The sequence below is a fragment of the Achromobacter sp. MUI-25009338 genome, assembly GCF_057359325.1.
Genome location: NZ_CM170627.1, coordinates 5,626,873 through 5,644,817, shown reverse-complemented (window position 1 = coordinate 5,644,817; position 17,945 = coordinate 5,626,873). Strand labels below are relative to the sequence as shown.

General features: G+C 69.1%; 16 protein-coding genes. 14 read left to right on the top strand and 2 right to left on the bottom strand.

Annotation, left to right across the window (positions count from 1 at the left end):
* The first annotated feature begins 71 nt into the window (after positions 1 to 71).
* From AC1IQ6_RS26720 to AC1IQ6_RS26695, 6 genes are all read left to right on the top strand, one after another.
* The gene (locus tag AC1IQ6_RS26720; RefSeq protein WP_102775075.1) at positions 72 to 557 is read left to right on the top strand and encodes a GAF domain-containing protein; all 486 of its coding nucleotides are present in this window, start codon (positions 72 to 74) and stop codon (positions 555 to 557) included.
* A gap of 328 nt (positions 558 to 885) precedes the next feature.
* On the top strand, positions 886 to 1,776 hold the full coding sequence (dapA, locus tag AC1IQ6_RS26715; protein WP_111826943.1) for a 4-hydroxy-tetrahydrodipicolinate synthase: 891 nt from the start codon (positions 886 to 888) through the stop codon (positions 1,774 to 1,776).
* 110 nt (positions 1,777 to 1,886) lie between these two features.
* Positions 1,887 to 2,663 (top strand): sterol desaturase family protein, encoded by a 777-nt coding sequence (locus AC1IQ6_RS26710; protein ID WP_111826942.1) that lies wholly within the window; start codon positions 1,887 to 1,889, stop codon positions 2,661 to 2,663.
* Positions 2,664 to 2,676: 13 nt separating this feature from the next.
* Positions 2,677 to 3,555 (top strand): fatty acid desaturase, encoded by an 879-nt coding sequence (locus AC1IQ6_RS26705; RefSeq protein WP_440130668.1) that lies wholly within the window; start codon positions 2,677 to 2,679, stop codon positions 3,553 to 3,555.
* Positions 3,556 to 3,589: 34 nt separating this feature from the next.
* Positions 3,590 to 5,512 (top strand): StlD/DarB family beta-ketosynthase, encoded by a 1,923-nt coding sequence (locus AC1IQ6_RS26700; RefSeq protein ID WP_102775079.1) that lies wholly within the window; start codon positions 3,590 to 3,592, stop codon positions 5,510 to 5,512.
* Positions 5,509 to 6,405: a DUF6999 family protein gene (locus tag AC1IQ6_RS26695; RefSeq protein ID WP_102775080.1), complete on the top strand. Its 897-nt coding sequence runs from the start codon at positions 5,509 to 5,511 to the stop codon at positions 6,403 to 6,405. Before AC1IQ6_RS26700 ends, AC1IQ6_RS26695 begins: the two co-directional genes overlap by 4 nt.
* A 4-nt stretch (positions 6,406 to 6,409) precedes the next feature.
* Here AC1IQ6_RS26695 and AC1IQ6_RS26690 read toward each other — a convergent pair whose 3' ends face one another.
* Positions 6,410 to 7,282, bottom strand: coding sequence for a MurR/RpiR family transcriptional regulator (locus AC1IQ6_RS26690; protein ID WP_485865565.1), 873 nt, complete (start codon positions 7,280 to 7,282; stop codon positions 6,410 to 6,412).
* A 26-nt stretch (positions 7,283 to 7,308) separates the two neighbouring features.
* Entirely contained in the window at positions 7,309 to 8,640 is a 1,332-nt protein-coding gene (locus AC1IQ6_RS26685; RefSeq protein ID WP_485865564.1) for an aspartate aminotransferase family protein, read from the bottom strand.
* Positions 8,641 to 8,745: 105 nt separating this feature from the next.
* Between AC1IQ6_RS26685 and AC1IQ6_RS26680 the strand changes: the two genes are divergently transcribed.
* The 8 genes from AC1IQ6_RS26680 (at position 8,746) to clsB (ending at position 17,942) form a co-directional block, all read left to right on the top strand.
* Entirely contained in the window at positions 8,746 to 9,723 is a 978-nt protein-coding gene (locus AC1IQ6_RS26680; RefSeq protein ID WP_485865563.1) for a Bug family tripartite tricarboxylate transporter substrate binding protein, read from the top strand.
* A gap of 18 nt (positions 9,724 to 9,741) precedes the next feature.
* The gene (locus tag AC1IQ6_RS26675) at positions 9,742 to 11,247 is read left to right on the top strand and encodes a M81 family metallopeptidase (RefSeq protein ID WP_485865562.1); all 1,506 of its coding nucleotides are present in this window, start codon (positions 9,742 to 9,744) and stop codon (positions 11,245 to 11,247) included.
* 107 nt (positions 11,248 to 11,354) lie between these two features.
* Positions 11,355 to 12,638 (top strand): putative Na+/H+ antiporter, encoded by a 1,284-nt coding sequence (locus AC1IQ6_RS26670; protein ID WP_102775085.1) that lies wholly within the window; start codon positions 11,355 to 11,357, stop codon positions 12,636 to 12,638.
* Positions 12,639 to 12,855: 217 nt separating this feature from the next.
* On the top strand, positions 12,856 to 13,149 hold the full coding sequence (locus tag AC1IQ6_RS26665) for an FmdB family zinc ribbon protein (protein ID WP_102775086.1): 294 nt from the start codon (positions 12,856 to 12,858) through the stop codon (positions 13,147 to 13,149).
* 16 nt (positions 13,150 to 13,165) lie between these two features.
* Complete coding sequence (locus tag AC1IQ6_RS26660) at positions 13,166 to 13,831, top strand: DUF502 domain-containing protein (RefSeq protein WP_168202298.1); 666 nt, start codon at positions 13,166 to 13,168, stop codon at positions 13,829 to 13,831.
* A 41-nt stretch (positions 13,832 to 13,872) separates the two neighbouring features.
* Positions 13,873 to 15,645, top strand: a complete 1,773-nt coding sequence (gene aspS, locus AC1IQ6_RS26655) for an aspartate--tRNA ligase (RefSeq protein WP_102775088.1) — start codon at positions 13,873 to 13,875, stop codon at positions 15,643 to 15,645.
* Positions 15,646 to 15,867: 222 nt separating this feature from the next.
* Positions 15,868 to 16,734: an endonuclease/exonuclease/phosphatase family protein gene (locus AC1IQ6_RS26650; RefSeq protein WP_102775373.1), complete on the top strand. Its 867-nt coding sequence runs from the start codon at positions 15,868 to 15,870 to the stop codon at positions 16,732 to 16,734.
* Positions 16,731 to 17,942, top strand: a complete 1,212-nt coding sequence (gene clsB, locus AC1IQ6_RS26645; RefSeq protein WP_485865561.1) for a cardiolipin synthase ClsB — start codon at positions 16,731 to 16,733, stop codon at positions 17,940 to 17,942. The genes AC1IQ6_RS26650 and clsB overlap by 4 nt, the downstream gene beginning before the upstream one ends.
* Positions 17,943 to 17,945 lie beyond the last annotated feature (3 nt).

Below are 17,945 nucleotides of genomic sequence, written 5' to 3'. Positions count from 1 at the left end.
CGGCCCCCATAATGGCGGCTGGCCCTAAAATCACCTGCATCGATAATCGCCTGTACAGTTACATTTCCGCCATGTTCGAAGCCGCCCCGATCCAAGCCGATTCCAAGGCCGCCCTGTACGCCGGGCTGGCTGCCCAGGCCCGCGCCCTGCTCGAGGGCGAACACGACCGCATCGCCAATGCGGCCAACCTGAGCGCGCTGGCCTACCAGGCCCTGCCGGACCTGAACTGGGCGGGCTTTTATTTCTATGACGGCGCCGAGTTGGTGCTGGGGCCGTTCCAGGGCAAGCCGGCCTGCGTGCGCATCCCGCTGAACCGCGGCGTCTGCGGCGCGGCCGCCAGCCAGCGCCGGACGCAGGTGGTGCCGGACGTGCATGCGTTTCCCGGGCACATCGCCTGCGACGCGGCCTCGCGTTCCGAAGTCGTCGTGCCGCTGGTGCACCGCGGCGAACTGATCGGCGTGTGGGACGTGGACAGCCCGCTGCCCGGCCGTTTCGACGAAGACGACCGCCAGGGCATGGAAGCCCTGTGCGCGGTATTCCTGGCCAGCCTGGCGTGATCCGCGGCGCCGCCGCCGTTGACAGGGCGGCGGGCTGCCGGTAGATTTGCCGTCTTTCGCGCTCGCCGCGCACCGATTTCCCGATTCATGATTCCTCAGGCCAACCAATCCGCTTTCCCGCTTCGCGCCCTGTGCGCGATGCTGGCTTGCGCCGGCCTGAAATCCAAAAAACAGCCGCTCATCTGACCGGAGCATGCTGTTCCGTCAGATGGGCGACGGAACAGCGGCCTCCTGGCGGCGCATGGCGCCGTCCGCGCATCCCCTCTGATATCCCGAGCACTTCTGTACGGTCCAACCACGGTCCGTTTCACACCGAAGGAGTGTTCACATGCAATCTCATCAATCTCCGATCCAGGGCGTCTGGGTGCCGCTGGTCACGCCGTTTTCCGGCGGCGCCGTCGACGGCGGGGCCTTGCGCCGCCTGGTGCGCCACTATGCCGCCGCGGGCGTGGACGGGCTGGTCGTCTGCGGCAGCACGGGCGAGGCCGCGGCGCTCGACGACGCCGAGCAGCTGGCGGTGCTGGACGCCGTGCTGACCGAGGCGGGCAGGCTGCCCGTCATCATGGGCCTGGCCGGCAACCACCAGGGCCACGTGCTGCAGCGCCTGGCGGCCTTCGGCACCCGGCCGCTGGCCGGCATCCTGGCGCCGGCGCCGTACTACGTGCGTCCGGGGCAGGAGGGCGCGGCCGCCTATTTCCGCTGCCTGGCCGATGCCTCGCGCTTTCCCCTGGTGCTGTACGACATACCCTATCGCACCGGCGCGACGCTGGAGACCTCGACCCTGCTGGGGCTGGCGGCGCATCCCAACATCGCCGCGATCAAGGATTGCGGCGGCTCGCTGGAAAAGACGGTGGCGCTGATCGCCGACGGCAATATGGCCGTGCTGGCGGGCGAAGACCTGCAGGCCCTGTCCGTGCTGTGCCTGGGCGGGGCCGGCATGATCGCGGCGGCGGCCCACATCCGGCCGGACCTGTTCGTGGCCATGTACCGCGCCGTGCGCACGCAGCAGCTCGACCAGGCCAGAAAGCTCTTCCATGCGCTGGCGCCGGTGATCCGGCTGGCGTTCGCCGAGCCCAATCCCGGCCCGGTGAAGGCGCAGCTCGAACGCCTCGGCCTGCTCAACGCGGAGGTGCGCCAGCCCATGCCGCGCGCAAGCGCGGAACTGGCGGCCCGCATGGAGGGCGCGGTCGCCGGACTGAACCGCCTGTACCCGGCCTAGGGCGGCTCGCGAGCTTTGTGGCGCCTGGATTCATTTTGTAATAAATATCCTGCCTGGAAGCTGACGGATTGCTTATGATGCGGCCATTCCTCGGGTGAAACAAAACGTTCATGGCCCTGGCTTTCGAATCGCTGTCCGCCTGGCAAGTCATGCTGGCGGGCTTGCTGTTCTTCGGCGGCATCTATCTGGTTTTCGGCGCGGCCACCTGGCTGTTGACGCATTATCTGCTGCCCGCGCTGGGCATCGGGCGCCCGCTGGACCCGCGTCCGCTCGGCCCGGGCCAGCTGCGCCGCGAGTTCGCGCAGTCCGGCCTGTCCATCCTGCTGTTCGGCACCGGCATGATTTTCCCGTGGGGCCTGGTGCAGCTGGGCTGGGCGCGGCTGGACCCGGACGCCGGCTGGCGCCAGATCGTGGTCGAGATCCTGGTGCTGGTGGTGTGGAACGACGTGCACTTCTGGATCAATCACCGCCTGCTGCACACGCGGCTGCTGCGCCGCTTCCACCTGCCGCATCACCGCTCGGTCGTGACCACGCCGTTCTCTACCTACAGCTTCCATCCGGTCGAAGCGCTGATGCTGGGCAACGTGATTCTGCTGCCCATGGTGCTGCACGATTTCAGTTTCTGGTCGCTGGCCTCGGTGCCGCTGTTCAGCCTGTTCTTCAATTGCATCGGGCACGCCAATTACGACTTCTTTCCGCGGGTGTCGTATGCGCACTGGTTCGCTGCCAGCCGCCGCCATCATCTGCACCACGCCTGCTACAACGGCAATTACGGCTTCCAGTTCACCTTCATGGACCGCCTGTTCCGCACCCGGCTCAAGGCCGAGGCGGCCGCGCCCCAGCTGGACGCCTTCCGGCAGCGAGAATCGCTTGGCGGGCGCGCTTAAGCGGCGGCGCCGGCTGCCGGCGCTGCGCAACCGGCGCGACTGGCAAAGCCTGGCCTACCTGGCCGCGCTGCCTGCGCTGGCCGCCTGGCAATGGGCGTACGGATTCTGGTGGCCGCTGTACGGGCTGATGCTGTTCCTGACGCTGGGCATCGGCGTCATCCACCACAACCATACGCACCTGCGCATGTGGCGCGGACGCCGGGCCAACCGCGCCACCGATTTCTGGATCACGCTGCTGCAGGGCCATCCCACCTTCGTGTTCTATCCCGCCCATGTCGCCAACCACCACCGCTACCGCCACGGCGCGCGCGACGTGGCGCGCACCTACCGCTTCGGCGGCGACACCAACCATCTGTGGGGCTACCTCATCCACCCGCTGCAGGCCGTGTGGGTGCTGTATCCGCTGTTTTTCGCGTGGCTGGGCCGCCTGCGCCGACATAGCCCGGGGGCGTGGCGCTACTGCATGGCGCAGTACGGCGCCTGGCTGGGGCTGTGGGGCGGTCTGCTGGCCGTCAACCCCATGAAGGCGCTGCTGTTCGTCATCGTTCCGCAGCTGCACGGCCTGCACTGGCTGCTGGCCACCAACTACCTGCAGCACGCGCATGCCGACGGCGGCCCGCGCGCCGTCGCCGGCCTGAACTACGCGCGCAACTTCGAGGGGCTGGTCAATCCGCTGCTGTTCAACATCGGCCTGCACACCGCCCACCACGAACATTCACGCGCGCACTGGTCCGAACTGGGCCGGCTGCATCGCGACCATTACCGCGACCGCGTGAACCCGGCGCTGAACGAGCGCGGGCTTGCGCCCTACATGCTGCGCGTGTTCGTACTGGCCGTCTTCGTGCCGCGGCTGCGCAGCCGTTCGCACATGGCGCCCGAGCACATACGCTAGCGCCGCCACCGATATTTCTCACTAGAGACCTGCCATGCCCATCGCGTTTCATCGTGTCTATCTGGAGAGCGCCGGCTATTTCATGCCGGGCGAGCCCGTGTCCAACGAGGACATGGACCGCTACATTGCGCCGCTGAACCGCATGTCCGGCCGCATCAAGAGCCGCATCCTAGCCGAGAACGGCATCAAGCAGCGCCACTACGCGATCGACCCCGAAGGCGCCACGGTGTTCACCAACGCGCAACTGGCGGCCAACGCCATCCGCGACTGCCTGCGGCGGCACGACAGCGACCTGTCCGCCGTGTCGCTGCTGGCCAGCGGCTCGTCCGGCGGCGACGCGCTGATGCCGGGCTTCGCCAACATGATTCAAGGCGAACTGGCCGCGCATCCGATGGAGACGCTGTCGGTGCACGGCATCTGCGCGGCGGGCGTGTCGGCCATCCAGACGGCCGCCCAGGGCGTGGAGCTGGGCGGACATGCCAGCGCCCTGGCCGTGGCCAGCGAGCTGCCGTCGCGGCTCTTCAAGCGCTCGCGCTTCGCCGCGCGCGGCTACGACGCCGACTTCGACGCGCACTTCCTGCGCTGGATGCTGTCGGACGGCGCGGGCGCGGTGCTGCTGGGCAATGGCGGGCGGCCCTTGCCGGGCGCTTCGCAAGGCGTGCGCCTGCGCCTGAAGTGGGTGCACCAGCGTTCGTTCTCGGGCGACTACCCGGTATGCATGCAGCTCGGGCTGTCGGCCGACCGCGCCCGCGGCCACCTGGACTATCCCTCATGGAACGAGGCCGAGGCCGACGGCGCGCTGTCGCTGCGCCAGGACATCCGCCTGCTGCCGCACCTGTTCGACATCGGCATCCACGAGTACGCCAAGCTGGTGCGCGACGGCTGGGTGGACCCCGACCAGGTGGACCACTTCCTGTGCCACTACTCGTCGGAGAAGTTCATCCCGGTGGTGGAAGACCTGATGGAGAAGGCCGGCCTGGTGATCCCGCGCGAACGCTGGTTCAGCAACCTGGCGTGGCGCGGCAACACGGGCGCGGCGTCCATCCTCATCATGCTGGCCGAGTTCCTGGAAACGCGCGAGATCAAGCCCGGCGAGCAGATCTTCTGCTACATCCCGGAGTCGGGCCGCTTCATGGCCGCCTACATGCTGCTGGAGGCCGAAGCCGTGCATGCCCCGAGCGTGGCCGCCGGCGCGCCCGCGGCCGCGCCGCGCGAAGACGCGCTCAGCGACGACGCCGCCGCGATCGCGCCGCCGCACGATCCGGACGGGGCGCCGCAAGGCCTGGGCCAGCTGCTGACCGAACTGGCCGCGATCTGGCACGACTATCGTTCGCGCGTGTGGCGCACGCCCGTGGTGCGGCGCCTGCGCGAGCGCCGGTTCCGGACGGCCGACTACCTGAACTGGATGGAAAACTGGATTCCTCAGGTGCGCGAGGGCAGCAAGTGGATGCGCGAAGGCGCGGCCTCGCTTTCCGGACAGTACGCGCCCCTGGCCGCGCTGATCGACACGCACGCCGGCGAGGAACAGAACGACTTCCAGATCCTGTTCAACGACTACCGCAAGGCCGGCGGCGCCATCGAGGACATCGACGCGCTGCGCCGCAATCCGGGCGGCGAGGCGCTCAACGCCTACCTGCACGGCCTGGCCGCCACGCGCGACCCCATCGGGCTGCTGGGCGCGATCTACATCATCGAAGGCACGGGCCAGCGCATCGTGCCGGCGCTGCTGCCGCTGCTCAAGGCCAGCCTGGCGCTGCCGCCGGACGCCTTCCGCTTCCTGGAATACCACGGCCACAACGACGAACACCACCTGGCGCGCTGGCTGTCGGCGGTGGAGCTGGCGCTGGACTGCGACGAGGACGGCCGCGCCGGGCAGCGCATCGTCGACACGGCGCGCCGCACGGCCGCGCTGTACCTGATGCAGTTCCACCACGTGATGGAAGACGACGCGTCATGAGCAAAGAACCCGAATTCCTGTCCAGGCCGCACGATCCGGCCGACCCCAGCCCGTGGCTGGCGCTGTACCTGGACCGCAGCACGCCCCTGCCGGACAAGGTGAAGAAGGCCTGGCTCACGGATTCGAGCTGCGCCTCGCGCCAGTACCTGCTGCCGTTCCTGCGGCCGCTGGCGCGCGCCTGCATCATCCTGATCCAGGTGATCAAGACCTTCCTGCCGCGCCGCTGGTCGCATTCGAAGCTGCTGCACCGCATCCTGGCATGGGGCCTGAAGCGCTTCGTGTCGCCCGAGGCCAACTGGCTGATCCTGCGCCATTTCCACCTGGGCGCGCAGATCCTGTCGTTCATCGCCGCCAATTCGCCCGTGCCCATCACGACCACGCCGCTGGAGCCGCGCAATATCGACGACCTGAAGGACGAGCTCTTCGTCAAGCATGACCTGAACCTGTTCAACTTCGTCATCCGCCTGAACCAGGCGCTGCGCGAGGCCGGCGTGGAGATGCATGCGCCGCAGCGGGTGGATTTCTCGATGATCGACGATCCCGGGCTGCTGCTCGAAGACATGCCGCAAGGCCGGCTGAATTTCCTGGACCTGCAAAGCGCCATCGAGCTCTTCACGCCGCTGTACCAGCTGATGCTGACCGACAACGACTTTTGGCGCGCGGCCAATTCGCTGCAGCTGGACGAGACCATCGGCATCTACGCGGCCAAGCTGCTGGGCGCGCCGCAGCACCTGATCCTGGTCAACAACAACCATCCGCTGGTGCCGATGTCGACGCTGCGCGCGGGCTACCGGCTGGTGCTGCACGGGCTGTCCACCGAGATGCTGCACAGCCTGCTGATGGAAATGAAGGCGGCGCAGCAGGGCGCGGAACCGCCCGCGCCCATCGCCTGACGCCTCAGGGCTTGTCGGCGTACACGCCGAAGCGCTGCAGCTGGGCCTCGCTGTTGGCGATTTCGCGCAGGCTTTCCTTGCCGCTGTGCGCGACCAGCATGGCGGCCAGCGTCTGCGCGATGGACAGGGCCGGCACCACCGAAGGAAACAGCGAGGGCGTGTCGCTGGCCACCAGCAGCAGCGCCCTGGCGCCCGGGGCGATGGGCGAGACCGCGCTGTCGGTGACCGCCACTACGCCGGCGCCGCGCTCGCGCGCGAATTCCACCGCCGCGACCGCCGCCCGGGCATAGGGCGCCTGGCTGAACGCGATCAGCGCGTCGCGCGGGCCGATGCGGCGCAATTCGTCGGCCAGCGTGCCGCCCACGCCGGTGAGCAGCGTGACGCGGTCCAGGAACATGCCGCAGACGTAGCTGAAGTGATAGGCGGCCGGATACAGGCTGCGCAGGCCGATGACGTAGATGCGGCGCGCGCCGGCCAGCGCGCCGTGCGCGGCCTTGAGCGCGGGCAGGGCGGCGGGGCCGAGGCTGCTGCCCAGGTTGCGCACTTCCGCCTCCAGGATGTCGGCCACCAGGCCGGCGTCGGCGTCGCGCTGCGGACGCTTGCGCAGCGCGGTGGCGCGGCCCGAGAAGCTGGCGCCGCCGGCGGCCAGCCAGTCGCGGTATGGCTGGCGGAAGGCCTCGTAGGTGTCGAAACCCAACTGGCGCGCCAGGCGCAGCATGACGCCGGCCTGCACGCCGGCATGCCCGGCCGCGGCGCGCATCGACTCCAGCGCGATGTCCTTGGGATGATCGATCGCGTAGCGGGCCGCCTGCCGCAGCCTGGGCGGCAGGGTGGAAAACTGGGCTTCGATCAGTTTGTCGATGGCGGCTTTATCCATCTGCGCTCCGGGTAAGGTGCCGCGTATTATGGCGTATCGTCGGCCAGCGCCTGATCGATCGCGCGGGCCAGCGCGTCCACCGCGAAGGCCAGCTCGTCGGCCGTGCTGATGTAGGGCGGGGCCAGCAGCACATGGTCGCCATGCGTGCCGTCTATGGTGCCCGCGCCCGGATAGCACAGCAGGCCGAACTCGCGCGCCTGCGTCTTGATGCGTGCGTGCAGGCGGCGCTGCGGCGCGTAGGGACGCAGGCTCGCGCGGTCCTCGGCCAGCTCCACGCTCCAGAACATGCCGCGGCCGCGGATGTCGGCCACGTGCGGATGGCCGCCCAGGCGCGCGCCCAGCATGGCGCCGAACTGCGCGCCGAGTTCGCCCACGCGCTGCACCAGGCCGTCGCGCAAGACGATGCGCTGCACCGCCAGCGCGGCGGCGCAGGCCACCGGATGGCCGACATAGGTATGGCCGTGCTGGAACGCGCCCGAGCCCGCGTTGATGGCCCCGATGACGCGGTCGTGCGCCAGCACGGCGCCGATGGGCAGATACCCGCCGCCCAGGCCCTTGGCCAGCGTCAACAGGTCCGGCGTCACGTCTTCCTGCTCGAAGGCGTGGTAGCTGCCGGTGCGCCCCAGCCCGCACATCACCTCGTCCAGGACCAGCAGCACGCCGTGGCGGTCGCACACCTGGCGGATCTTGCGGAAGTAGCCGGGCACCGGCGCGACCGTGCCGGCGGTGGCGCCCACCACGGTTTCGGCGATGAAGGCGGACACCGTGTCCGGGCCCAGCCGCACGATCTCGGCCTCCAGTTCGGCGGCCAGGCGGTCGCCGTACTGTTCGTCGGTTTCGTCGGCCTCGCGGTAGTGCAGCGGGAAGCAGGGCGAGACATGGTGGCTCTCGATCAGCACGGGCTGGTAGAGCGCGCGCCGGCCGGCGTTGCCGCCCACCGACAGGGCCGCCAGCGTGTTGCCGTGATAGCTCTGGCGCCGGGCGATGTAGCGGTAGCGCCCCGGCTCGCCGCGCTCGACGTGGTATTGGCGCGCCATCTTCAAGGCGGTCTCGACCGCTTCCGACCCGCCCGACACGAAATAGGCGTTGCCCAGGCCGGCCGGGCTGTTGGCCGCCAGCAGCTCGGCCAGCTCCTCGGCCGCCGGCGTGGTGAAGAAGCTGGTGTGCGCATACTCCAGCGCGTCCAGCTGCGCGACGGCCGCGGCCCGCACTTCGGCATGCGCATGTCCCAGGCACGAGACCGCCGCGCCGCCGGAGGCGTCGAAATAGCGGCGGCCGGTCTGGTCGACGATGAAACAGCCCGCGCCCTTGACGGCGACGGGCAGGGGGCTGGCGTTGCGATGGATGATGCGGCTCATGGTGTAGGCGAGAGGGTTTGTCAAATAAAACACATGGTATATTTGTTGGAAAAATAAACCAAACGGTTTTATTGCCGTATCGGCGAATTCGCTCAAGGGGGCGTCATGAACTTTTCCAGTCTGTTGCGTGTTTGGACTTTGGGGATCGCGGCGGCCGCCGCCTTGGGCGCGGCGGGGCCGGCGCAGGCCTGGCCGGACCAGCCGCTGCGGCTGGTGGTGCCGTTCGCCGCCGGCGGCACCACCGACCTGCTCGGCCGCCTGATGGCCGAGGGCCTGGGCGCCGAACTCGGGCAGTCCGTGGTGGTGGTCAACAAGGCGGGCGCGGGCGGCAGCCTGGGCGCCGCCGAGGTGGCGCGCGCGCCGGCCGATGGCTACACCCTGCTGCTGGGCACGCCCGGCACGCAGATCATCAACGCCTACGTCTACAAGCAGATCGGCTACGACCCCGCCAGGGATTTCGCGCCGGTCGCTTACGTGGCGCAGGTGCCCAACGTGGTGCTGACGCATCCGGGTTCCGGCCTGAGGAACATGGACGACCTGCTGCGCACCGCGCGCGCCGAGCCCGGCCGCCTGAACTGGGGTTCGCCGGGCGTGGGCAGCTCGGGCCATCTGGCGCTGGAGATGGTCAAGCGCATGGGCAAGGTGGACATCCGCCACGTGCCGTACAAGGGCGCAAGCCAGGCCAACAACGACCTGCTGGGCGGGCAGATCGACCTGTCGGCCGACAACCTGCCCACCGCCCTGCCGCTGATCAAGGCCGGCAAGCTGGTGGCCCTGGGCGTGACCTCGGCCCGGCCGGTGCCGGCGGCGCCGGAGGTGGCGGCCATCGCGCAGGCGCTGCCGGGCTTCGACCTGACCTCATGGTTCGTCATCATGGCGCCCGCCGGCACGCCGCAGCCGGTCGTCGACAAGCTCAACGCCGCCGCCCAGCGGGTGCTGGACGCGCCCGCCACGCGCCAACGGCTGGCCGCGCTGGCCGCGCAGCCGATGGGCGGCCCGCCGCAGGCGCTGGCCCGGCACCTGGAGGCCGAACGCGAGAAATACCGCGTGCTGATCGAGGGTACGGGCATCCGTCCGGAATAGGCAGGGCAGGGGACACGCATGGGCAAGGGCACGAAAAAACGGCTGGCGGTGGCGCGTTTCTGGTACGAAGGCAACGCCTTCTGTCCGGTTCCCTGCGTCATGGCGGACTTTGAACGGCGCGAGTGGCGCAAGGGCGGCGACGCGCTGGCCGCGGCCGCCGGCACGGCCACCGAATTGGGCGAAGTGGCGGAATTCGCCCGCGCGCATCCCGACTGGGAGGTCGTCGTCCTGCGCTGCGCTTCCGCCTTGCCCGGCGGACCCATCGAGGACGCCGTGCACCGCGCCTTCATGGACGACGTGCTGGCCGACCTGGCGGCGGGCGAGGGCTGGGACGCGGTGTACCTGTCGCTGCATGGCGCGGCCATCACCGACCGGCGGCAGGCGCCCGACCTGGACTTCGTGCGCGCGGTGCGCGCCCTGCTGCCCGGCGTGCCCCTGGGCGCGAGCTTCGACCTGCACGCCAACCTGTCTCCCGCCCTGGACGGCCTGCTGGATTGCGCCAGCGGATACAAGACCTATCCCCATATCGACATGCGCGAGGCTGCAGGGCGCGTGCTGGACATGCTGGTCCGCACGCAGGCCGGCGCGCTGTCGCCGCGCGTGCTGCTGGCCAGGCCGGACCTGCTGCTGTCCAGCTTCAACATGCGCACCGATGCCGGTCCGATGCGCGAACTGCAGGGTCTCGCCGCCGCGCAGGCGCAGGGCGGCGTGGCCGAGGTCGCGGTGTTTGGCGGCTTTCCCTACGCCGACACGGCCGACACCGGCGCCTCGGTGCTGGTGGTGGCGGACAGGGCCCGCGATGCCGATGGCGCGCAGGCCGAGGCCGCGGCCGCAACCCTGATGGCGGCCATGCGGCGCCTGGCGCCGCAATTCGCGGTCAGCCTGCCCACGCCGCAACAGGGGCTGGCGCAGGCCGTGGCCCTGGCGCGCGCCGGCGGCGGCCTGGTGGCCGTCACCGATCCGGGCGACAACCCGCTGTCGGGAGGCGTGTGCGACACGCCGGAACTGTTTCGCGCGCTGCTCGACGCGCGGATCGAGCTGCCTTGCGTATTCGCCAGCTTCGCCGACCCCGACGCGGTGCGGCTCGCGCACGAAGCGGGCCTGGGCGGGCTGTGCGAACTGGCGCTGGGCGGGCGCGTGAGCGCCGATTTCGGTCCGCCGGTGCGCGCCGCGTTCCGGGTCGAGCGCTACACGGATGGCGAATTCAGCAACATCGGACCGATGGAGACCGGCGTGCGCACGAGCTGCGGACGCACCGCGCTGCTGTCGCTGCGCGACCGGCCGAACCTGCGGGTCATCGTCACCGAGTCGGTGGCGCCGGCCAACGATCCGGGTTTCTTCGCGCTGCACGGCATCGCGCTCGATCAGGTGCGCCTGCTTTGCGTGAAGGCCAAGAACCATTTCCGCGCGGCCTTCCAGCCGCTGTGCGCGGCCATCATCGACGTGGACGCGCCCGGCCCCGCGGCGCTGGACCTGCGGCTGCTGCCGTTCCGGCATGCGCGCGCGCCTCGGCCTCGGTGTTGACCCGGCGTTACAGGGCGGGGGGCCTTGCGCTATATTGCGACCCTTGTGCGCAAGTCCCGCCGGGCGGGGCGCACGCGCGTTGAACCCTCTTACCCGGAAGCCGCTTTATGCCCCAGACACTTGAAGTCATCGCCACCCTGTTGTTTGCCGTGGCGGTTCTTCATACTTTCTCGGTCCCCGTCTTCGCGCGCCTGGCGCACCGCGGCGGGCCGCATGCGGGCATCTGGCATCTGTTCGCCGAGGTCGAGGCCGTCTTCGGCGTCTGGGCCTTCGTGCTGATCGTGGCGATGGCGGCGTTGGCTGGGCCGACGCACGCCATCGAGTACATGGACACGCGCAATTTCACCGAGCCGCTGTTCGTGTTCGTCATCATGGTGGTGGCGGCCAGCCGGCCCATCCTGGAACTGGTGGGGCTGCTGGTGCGCCTGGTGGCGCGCGTGCTGCCGCTGCCGCGCGAGCTGGCCACGTTCTTCGTGGTCATGTCGCTGGTGCCGCTGGGCGGCTCGTTCATCACCGAGCCGGCCGCCATGACGCTGGCCGCCATCCTGCTGCGCGACGCCTATTTCCGCACCAGCGGGCGCGCCGGCTTCAAGTACCTGACCCTGGGCGTGCTGTTCGTCAACGTGTCCATCGGCGGCGTGCTGACCTCCTACGCCGCGCCGCCGGTGCTGATGGTGGCCTCCACCTTCGGCTGGGATTCCAGCTTCATGATGCAGCATTTCGGCTGGCGCGCCGCGATCGCCGTGTGCCTGAACGCCGCCCTGCTCACGATGCTGTGCCGCAAGGCGCTGCTGGAACGCTCGGTCGGCACGGGCGGCGGCGTGGACGGTCCGGAAGGCGCGGACAAGCGTCCGCCGGTGCCCGTGGTGGTCATGCTGGTGCACGTCGCGTTCCTCGTCGCCGTGGTGCTCAGCGCCCACCATCCGGCCATCTTCCTGGGCCTGCTGATGATGTTCATCGGCTTTGCCGAAGCCTACAAGCGGCACCAGAGCCGCCTGATGATCAAGGAAGGCCTGATGGTGGGCTTCTTCCTGGCCGGGCTGGTGGTGCTGGGCGGCCTGCAGAAATGGTGGCTGCAGGACCTGCTGGGCGGGCTGGAGCCTTTCGTCCTGTTCTGGGGCGCCACCGCGCTCACGGCCATCACCGACAATGCGGCGCTGACCTACCTGGGCTCGCTGGTCGAGGGCACCGGCGAGGCCTGGCGCTACATGCTGGTGGCCGGGGCGGTCACCGGCGGCGGCCTGACCGTCATCGCCAACGCGCCCAATCCGGCCGGCTTCGCCATCCTGAAAAACCACTTCCCGGACGGCAGCATTTCGTCCGGCCGGCTGTTCCTGTCGGCCCTGGCGCCGACCCTGGTGGCGGCCGTGATGTTCCTGCTTCCGGTCTGAGACGGCGCTTCGGGAAGGCCCGCCGGCACGTGCCGGCGGGGACGGACACCGGCGGTTCAAGAAAAACCGCTAAAATTCAAGACTTTCCCCGTTTTTTCCGGCCTCGCCCACCCGCCGCTTTGGCCCGGATCAGGTTTTCCACCCGGTCCGAACCCGGACCTTGCGTCCGGCGCCAGGCGGTTTTTGATTTGCCGGGCCCGCGCCTGGGAGCCCCTTGATGCCCATCTACGCTTACAAATGCAGCGCCTGCGGCCATGCCAAAGACGTCTTGCAGAAGATTTCCGATGCGCCGCTTTCGGTTTGCCCCGAGTGCGGCCAGAGCACGTTTTCCAAGCAGGTGACCGCGGCTGGATTCCAGCTCAAGGGCTCCGGCTGGTATGTCACGGACTTCCGCGGCAACGGCAGCGCGCCGGCCGGCGCGCCGGCTCCGGCCGCGGGCGCCGCGCCGGCGGCAGCCGCCCCGGCCGCGCCCGCGCCCGCCGCGCCCGCCGCCGGCAGTCCCGCCTCCTAGAGCGCGCGCGATGCGTATGCGCGTCATCAAGAAGTACTTCATCACCGGCCTGCTGATCTGGGTTCCCCTGGTCATCACGGTGTGGGTGCTGGGGCTGCTGGTCGCCACCCTCGAAGGGTTCGTGCCCGGCTTCCTGTCGTCCGAATCCCTGTTCGGCATCGACATCCCCGGCTTCCGCTTCGTCCTGGTCGTGGTGGTGGTGCTGCTGACGGGCATATTCGCGGCCAACCTGATCGGCCGCACCATGGTGGACCAGTGGGAAAGCCTGCTGGGCCGCATACCGCTGGTGCGGTCCATCTACAACTCGGTCAAGCAGGTCAGCGATACCGTGCTCGCGCCGAACGGGCAGGCGTTTCGCCGCGCGGTGCTGGTGCAGTATCCCCGGGTCGGCAGCTGGACCATCGCCTTCGTCACCGGCACGCCGGGCGGCGAAGTCGCCGACAACCTGCCCGGAGATCACATCAGCGTCTACGTGCCCACGACGCCGAACCCGACCTCGGGCTTTTTCCTGATGATGCCGCGCGCCGATACCATCGACCTGCAGATGAGCGTGGACGCGGCCCTGAAGTACATCGTTTCCATGGGCGTGGTCGCCCCGGTCCAGGCCTCCGGGCCTGCGGGCCGGCCGGCCGCGCCCGTCCCGGCGCCCGGCGAATCCGATCCGCCCCGCGCCGATTCGTAACCCTTACGCTACTACCAAGCACATAAACGGAGTCATCCCGCATGCGTACCTGCTACACCGGCCAGGTTTGCCGTGACCATCTCGGCCAGACTGTCACCCTGTACGGCTGGGTGAACCGCCGCCGCGACCACGGCGGGGTCATCTTCATCGACCTGCGCGACCGCGCCGGCCTGGCCCAGATCGTGTTCGATCCGGACAACGCCGCCTTCGCCACCGCCGAGCGCCTGCGCAACGAATTCTGCATCCGCGTCACCGGCCTGGTGCGCGAGCGTCCGGCGGGCACCGCCAACGCCGAGCTGGCCTCGGGCGAAATCGAAGTGCTCTGCAAGGAAGTCGAAATCCTGAACGCCTCGGTCACGCCGCCGTTCCAGCTCGACGACGACAACCTGTCGGAAACCACCCGCCTGACGCACCGCGTGCTGGACCTGCGCCGCCCGCAGATGCAGCGCAACCTGATGCTGCGCTACCGCGTCTCCATCGAAGTGCGCAAGTTCCTGGACCAGCTCGGCTTCATCGACATCGAAACCCCGATGCTGACCAAGAGCACGCCCGAAGGCGCGCGCGACTACCTGGTGCCCTCGCGCGTGAACGCCGGCCACTTCTTCGCGCTGCCGCAGTCGCCGCAGCTGTTCAAACAGATGCTGATGGTCTCGGGCTTCGACCGCTACTACCAGATCACCAAGTGCTTCCGCGACGAAGACCTGCGCGCCGACCGCCAGCCCGAATTCACCCAGATAGACTGCGAAACCTCGTTCCTGAACGAAGTCGAGATCCGTGAAATCTTCGAAAGCATGATCCGCCACGTGTTCAAGGTGGTGCAGGACGTGGACCTGCCCACCCCGTTCCCGATCATGCCCTGGACCGAAGCCATGCGCCGCTACGGCTCGGACAAGCCGGACCTGCGCGTGAACCTGGAATTCACCGACATGACCGACGTCATGCGCGACGTGGACTTCAAGGTCTTCGCCGCCGCCGCGGCCGCGCCGGGCAGCCGCGTGGTCGCCCTGCGCGTGCCGGGCGGCGCCGAAATGTCGCGCAGCGAAATCGACGGCTACACCCAGTTCGTCGGCATCTACGGCGCCAAGGGCCTGGCCTACATCAAGGTCAACGACGTGGCCAAGGGCCGCGACGGCATGCAGTCGCCCATCGTCAAGAACCTGCACGACGCCGCGCTGGCCGAACTGGTCAAGCGCACCGGCGCGCAGGACGGCGACATCATCTTCTTCGGCGCCGACCGCGAGAAGATCGTCAACGACGCCATCGGCGCGCTGCGCGTGAAGATCGGCCACAGCGAATTCGGCAAGAAGGCCGGCCTGTCCACCGGCGGCTGGAAGCCGCTGTGGGTGGTCGACTTCCCGATGTTCGAATACGACGAGGAAGACGGCCGCTACACCGCCGCCCACCATCCCTTCACCAGCCCCAAGGACGGCCACGAGGACTTCCTCGAATCCGATCCCAGCAAGGCCTACGCCAAGGCCTACGACATGGTGCTCAACGGTTGGGAAATCGGCGGCGGCTCGGTCCGTATCCACCGCGAGGAAGTGCAGAGCAAGGTGTTCCGCGCGCTCAAGATCGGCCCGGAAGAAGCCCGCGAGAAGTTCGGCTTCCTGCTCGACGCGCTGCAGTACGGCGCGCCGCCGCATGGCGGCATCGCCTTCGGCCTGGACCGCATCGTCACCATGATGACCGGCGCCGAATCGATTCGCGACGTGATCGCCTTCCCCAAGACCCAGCGCGCGCAGTGCCTGCTGACGCAGGCGCCCTCGGAGGTCGACGAGAAGCAGCTGCGCGAACTGCATATCCGCTTGAGGTGACCCCCCCCCCGGAGCGCCTGCGGCGCTTCCCCCCAGGGGGGGCGCCGCGCGGGACCGGCAAAGCCGGCTCCCGGCGGCCCCGCTTGAGTGGCATTGCGTGCTTGCGCAGGGCGGGTCTTGAAGGCGCAGGTTTTTGACGTTTGCATCGGTTTGAATTGGAGTAATCTGGCAGACGCCGTCTGAGTCGGCGGTTTTTCTGTTTTGAAAGGCGCCATCGCTTCCATGTCGCTCATCCGTGTCGTCAGCTACAACATCCACAAGGGCCGCTCGGCGCTGGGCCGGCGCGACTCGCTGAATGAACTGCGCCTGGGTCTCTACGGCCTGCGTCCCGACCTGGTTTTCCTGCAGGAAGTCCAGGGCCGCAACGAACAGAAATCGCTGCTCGACGCGCAGCACGAATCGCTGGCCGCGGCCTTGCGGCTGGACGTGGCCTACGGGCGCAACGCCGTCCGCCACGAGACCGACCACGGCAACGCGCTGTTGTCGCGCTTTCCCATCCTCGACCACGAGAACCAGGACATCTCGGACCATCGGCTCGAACAGCGCGGCCTGCTGCATGCGCGTATCGAGCTCGACGGGCGCGCGGTGCATTGCTTCGTCGTGCATCTGGGCCTGTTCGCCGGCAGCCGCAGCCGCCAGATCCTGGCGCTGACCGAGCGCATCCGGCGCATGGTGCCGGACGGCGAACCCATCCTGATCGCGGGCGATTTCAATGACTGGGGCGACCGCCTGGCGCCCCTGTTCGTGCAGCAGCTGGGCCTGTACGAAGTGTTCTCGCATGCCCCGCGCAGCCACGGCGGCGAACTGCCGCGCCTGCGCGATTCGGTCAAGCGCCTGAGCAACGCGCTGCGCGGCCTGCCCAACGGCGGCATCTCCGTCATGGAGCGCACCAACCAGCTGGGCATGGACGGCAGCTCGCGCCTGCTGCTGCCGCCGCCGCGCACGTTTCCCGCCGTGTTCCCGTGGTTCCGCCTGGACCGCATCTACCAGCGCGGATTCGCCGTGCGCAGCGCGCGCGTGCTGCGCGGCCGGGAGTGGGCGCGCCTTTCCGACCATTCCCCCCTGCTGGCGGAGCTAGAGCTGCCGTGAGGGCCGAGCAGTCCCAGCTGGACTGGACGCTGGGCAACGACATCCGGTTGCTGCAGAACGGTTCCGACTTTTTCCCGGCGCTGTGCGCGGCCATCGACGCGGCCCAGGTCAGCGTGCACCTGGAAACCTACATCTTCATGCCCGACCGCACCGGCGCGCGCGTGCTGGACTGTCTGGAGGCGGCGGCCCGGCGCGGCGTCAAGGTGCGCGTCGTGCTCGACGGCTTCGGCAGCGCCGAGAACGTCGACCTGCTGCGCACCCGGCTGACCAACGCTGGCGCGCAATGCCGCGTCTTCCGCCCCGAGCCGCGCTGGTTCGCGCGCTACATCCCGTCGCGCAGCCGGCTGCGGCGCCTGCATCGCAAGGTCACCGTGGTCGACGGGCAGATCGCCTTCATCGGCGGCATCAACATCATCGACGACTACGACGACAGGGACCCCACCGACGGCCTCACCGGGCCGCGCTACGATTTCGCGGTGCAGGTGCAGGGGCCGCTCGTGACCGCTGCCGCCTATGCGCAGGAGCTGCTGTGGGTCAGGCTGAACTGGGCGCGGCTGCGCCGCCATCCGCGCGACTGGAACCGCATGCGGCTGCTCAAGCCGCGCCACGCCTCGGCCGCGCCGCGCGGCCATCTGCGCGCCGCGCTGGTGCTGCGCGATAACCTGCGCTTTCGTCAGACCTTCGAGCGCGCCTACCTGTATGGCATCTCGCAGGCGCGCCGCGACATCCTGATCGCCAACGCATACTTCTTTCCGGGACGCCAGTTCCGCCGCGCGCTGGCCAAGGCCGCCGCCCGCGGCGTGCGCGTGCGCCTGCTGCTGCAGGGCAAGATCGAATACCGCATGCAATACCACGCCACGCGCTCGCTGTACGACCAGCTGCTGCGCGACGGCATCGAGATCTACGAGTACATGCCCAGCTACCTGCACGCCAAGGTCGCCGTCATCGACAACGTGGCCACCGTGGGCTCGTCCAACCTGGACCCCTTCAGCCTGCTGCTGGCGCGCGAGGCCAACGTGGTGGTCGACGACCAGCCGTTCGCCTGGGACCTGCAGGAACGGCTCGAAGCCGCCATCCGCGAAGGCGGGCGCTTCATCCGGCCGCTGGACTACCAGCGCCGCGGCTGGCTGCGGCGCTGGGTCGACGCGGTTTCCTACACGCTGCTGCGCATCGGCGTGGCGTTGACAGGCACGTCCGACAAATACTGAGCC

Coding starts and splice junctions, on each gene's coding strand:
- aspS (WP_102775088.1), top strand. CDS start 13,873: ATGCGTACCTGCTACACCGGCCAGGTTTGCCGTGACCATCTCGGCCAG.
- dapA (WP_111826943.1), top strand. CDS start 886: ATGCAATCTCATCAATCTCCGATCCAGGGCGTCTGGGTGCCGCTGGTC.
- AC1IQ6_RS26660 (WP_168202298.1), top strand. CDS start 13,166: ATGCGCGTCATCAAGAAGTACTTCATCACCGGCCTGCTGATCTGGGTT.
- AC1IQ6_RS26695 (WP_102775080.1), top strand. CDS start 5,509: ATGAGCAAAGAACCCGAATTCCTGTCCAGGCCGCACGATCCGGCCGAC.
- AC1IQ6_RS26680 (WP_485865563.1), top strand. CDS start 8,746: ATGAACTTTTCCAGTCTGTTGCGTGTTTGGACTTTGGGGATCGCGGCG.
- AC1IQ6_RS26675 (WP_485865562.1), top strand. CDS start 9,742: ATGGGCAAGGGCACGAAAAAACGGCTGGCGGTGGCGCGTTTCTGGTAC.
- AC1IQ6_RS26685 (WP_485865564.1), bottom strand. CDS start 8,640: ATGAGCCGCATCATCCATCGCAACGCCAGCCCCCTGCCCGTCGCCGTC.
- AC1IQ6_RS26690 (WP_485865565.1), bottom strand. CDS start 7,282: ATGGATAAAGCCGCCATCGACAAACTGATCGAAGCCCAGTTTTCCACC.
- AC1IQ6_RS26670 (WP_102775085.1), top strand. CDS start 11,355: ATGCCCCAGACACTTGAAGTCATCGCCACCCTGTTGTTTGCCGTGGCG.
- AC1IQ6_RS26700 (WP_102775079.1), top strand. CDS start 3,590: ATGCCCATCGCGTTTCATCGTGTCTATCTGGAGAGCGCCGGCTATTTC.
- AC1IQ6_RS26665 (WP_102775086.1), top strand. CDS start 12,856: ATGCCCATCTACGCTTACAAATGCAGCGCCTGCGGCCATGCCAAAGAC.
- AC1IQ6_RS26650 (WP_102775373.1), top strand. CDS start 15,868: ATGTCGCTCATCCGTGTCGTCAGCTACAACATCCACAAGGGCCGCTCG.
- AC1IQ6_RS26720 (WP_102775075.1), top strand. CDS start 72: ATGTTCGAAGCCGCCCCGATCCAAGCCGATTCCAAGGCCGCCCTGTAC.
- AC1IQ6_RS26710 (WP_111826942.1), top strand. CDS start 1,887: ATGGCCCTGGCTTTCGAATCGCTGTCCGCCTGGCAAGTCATGCTGGCG.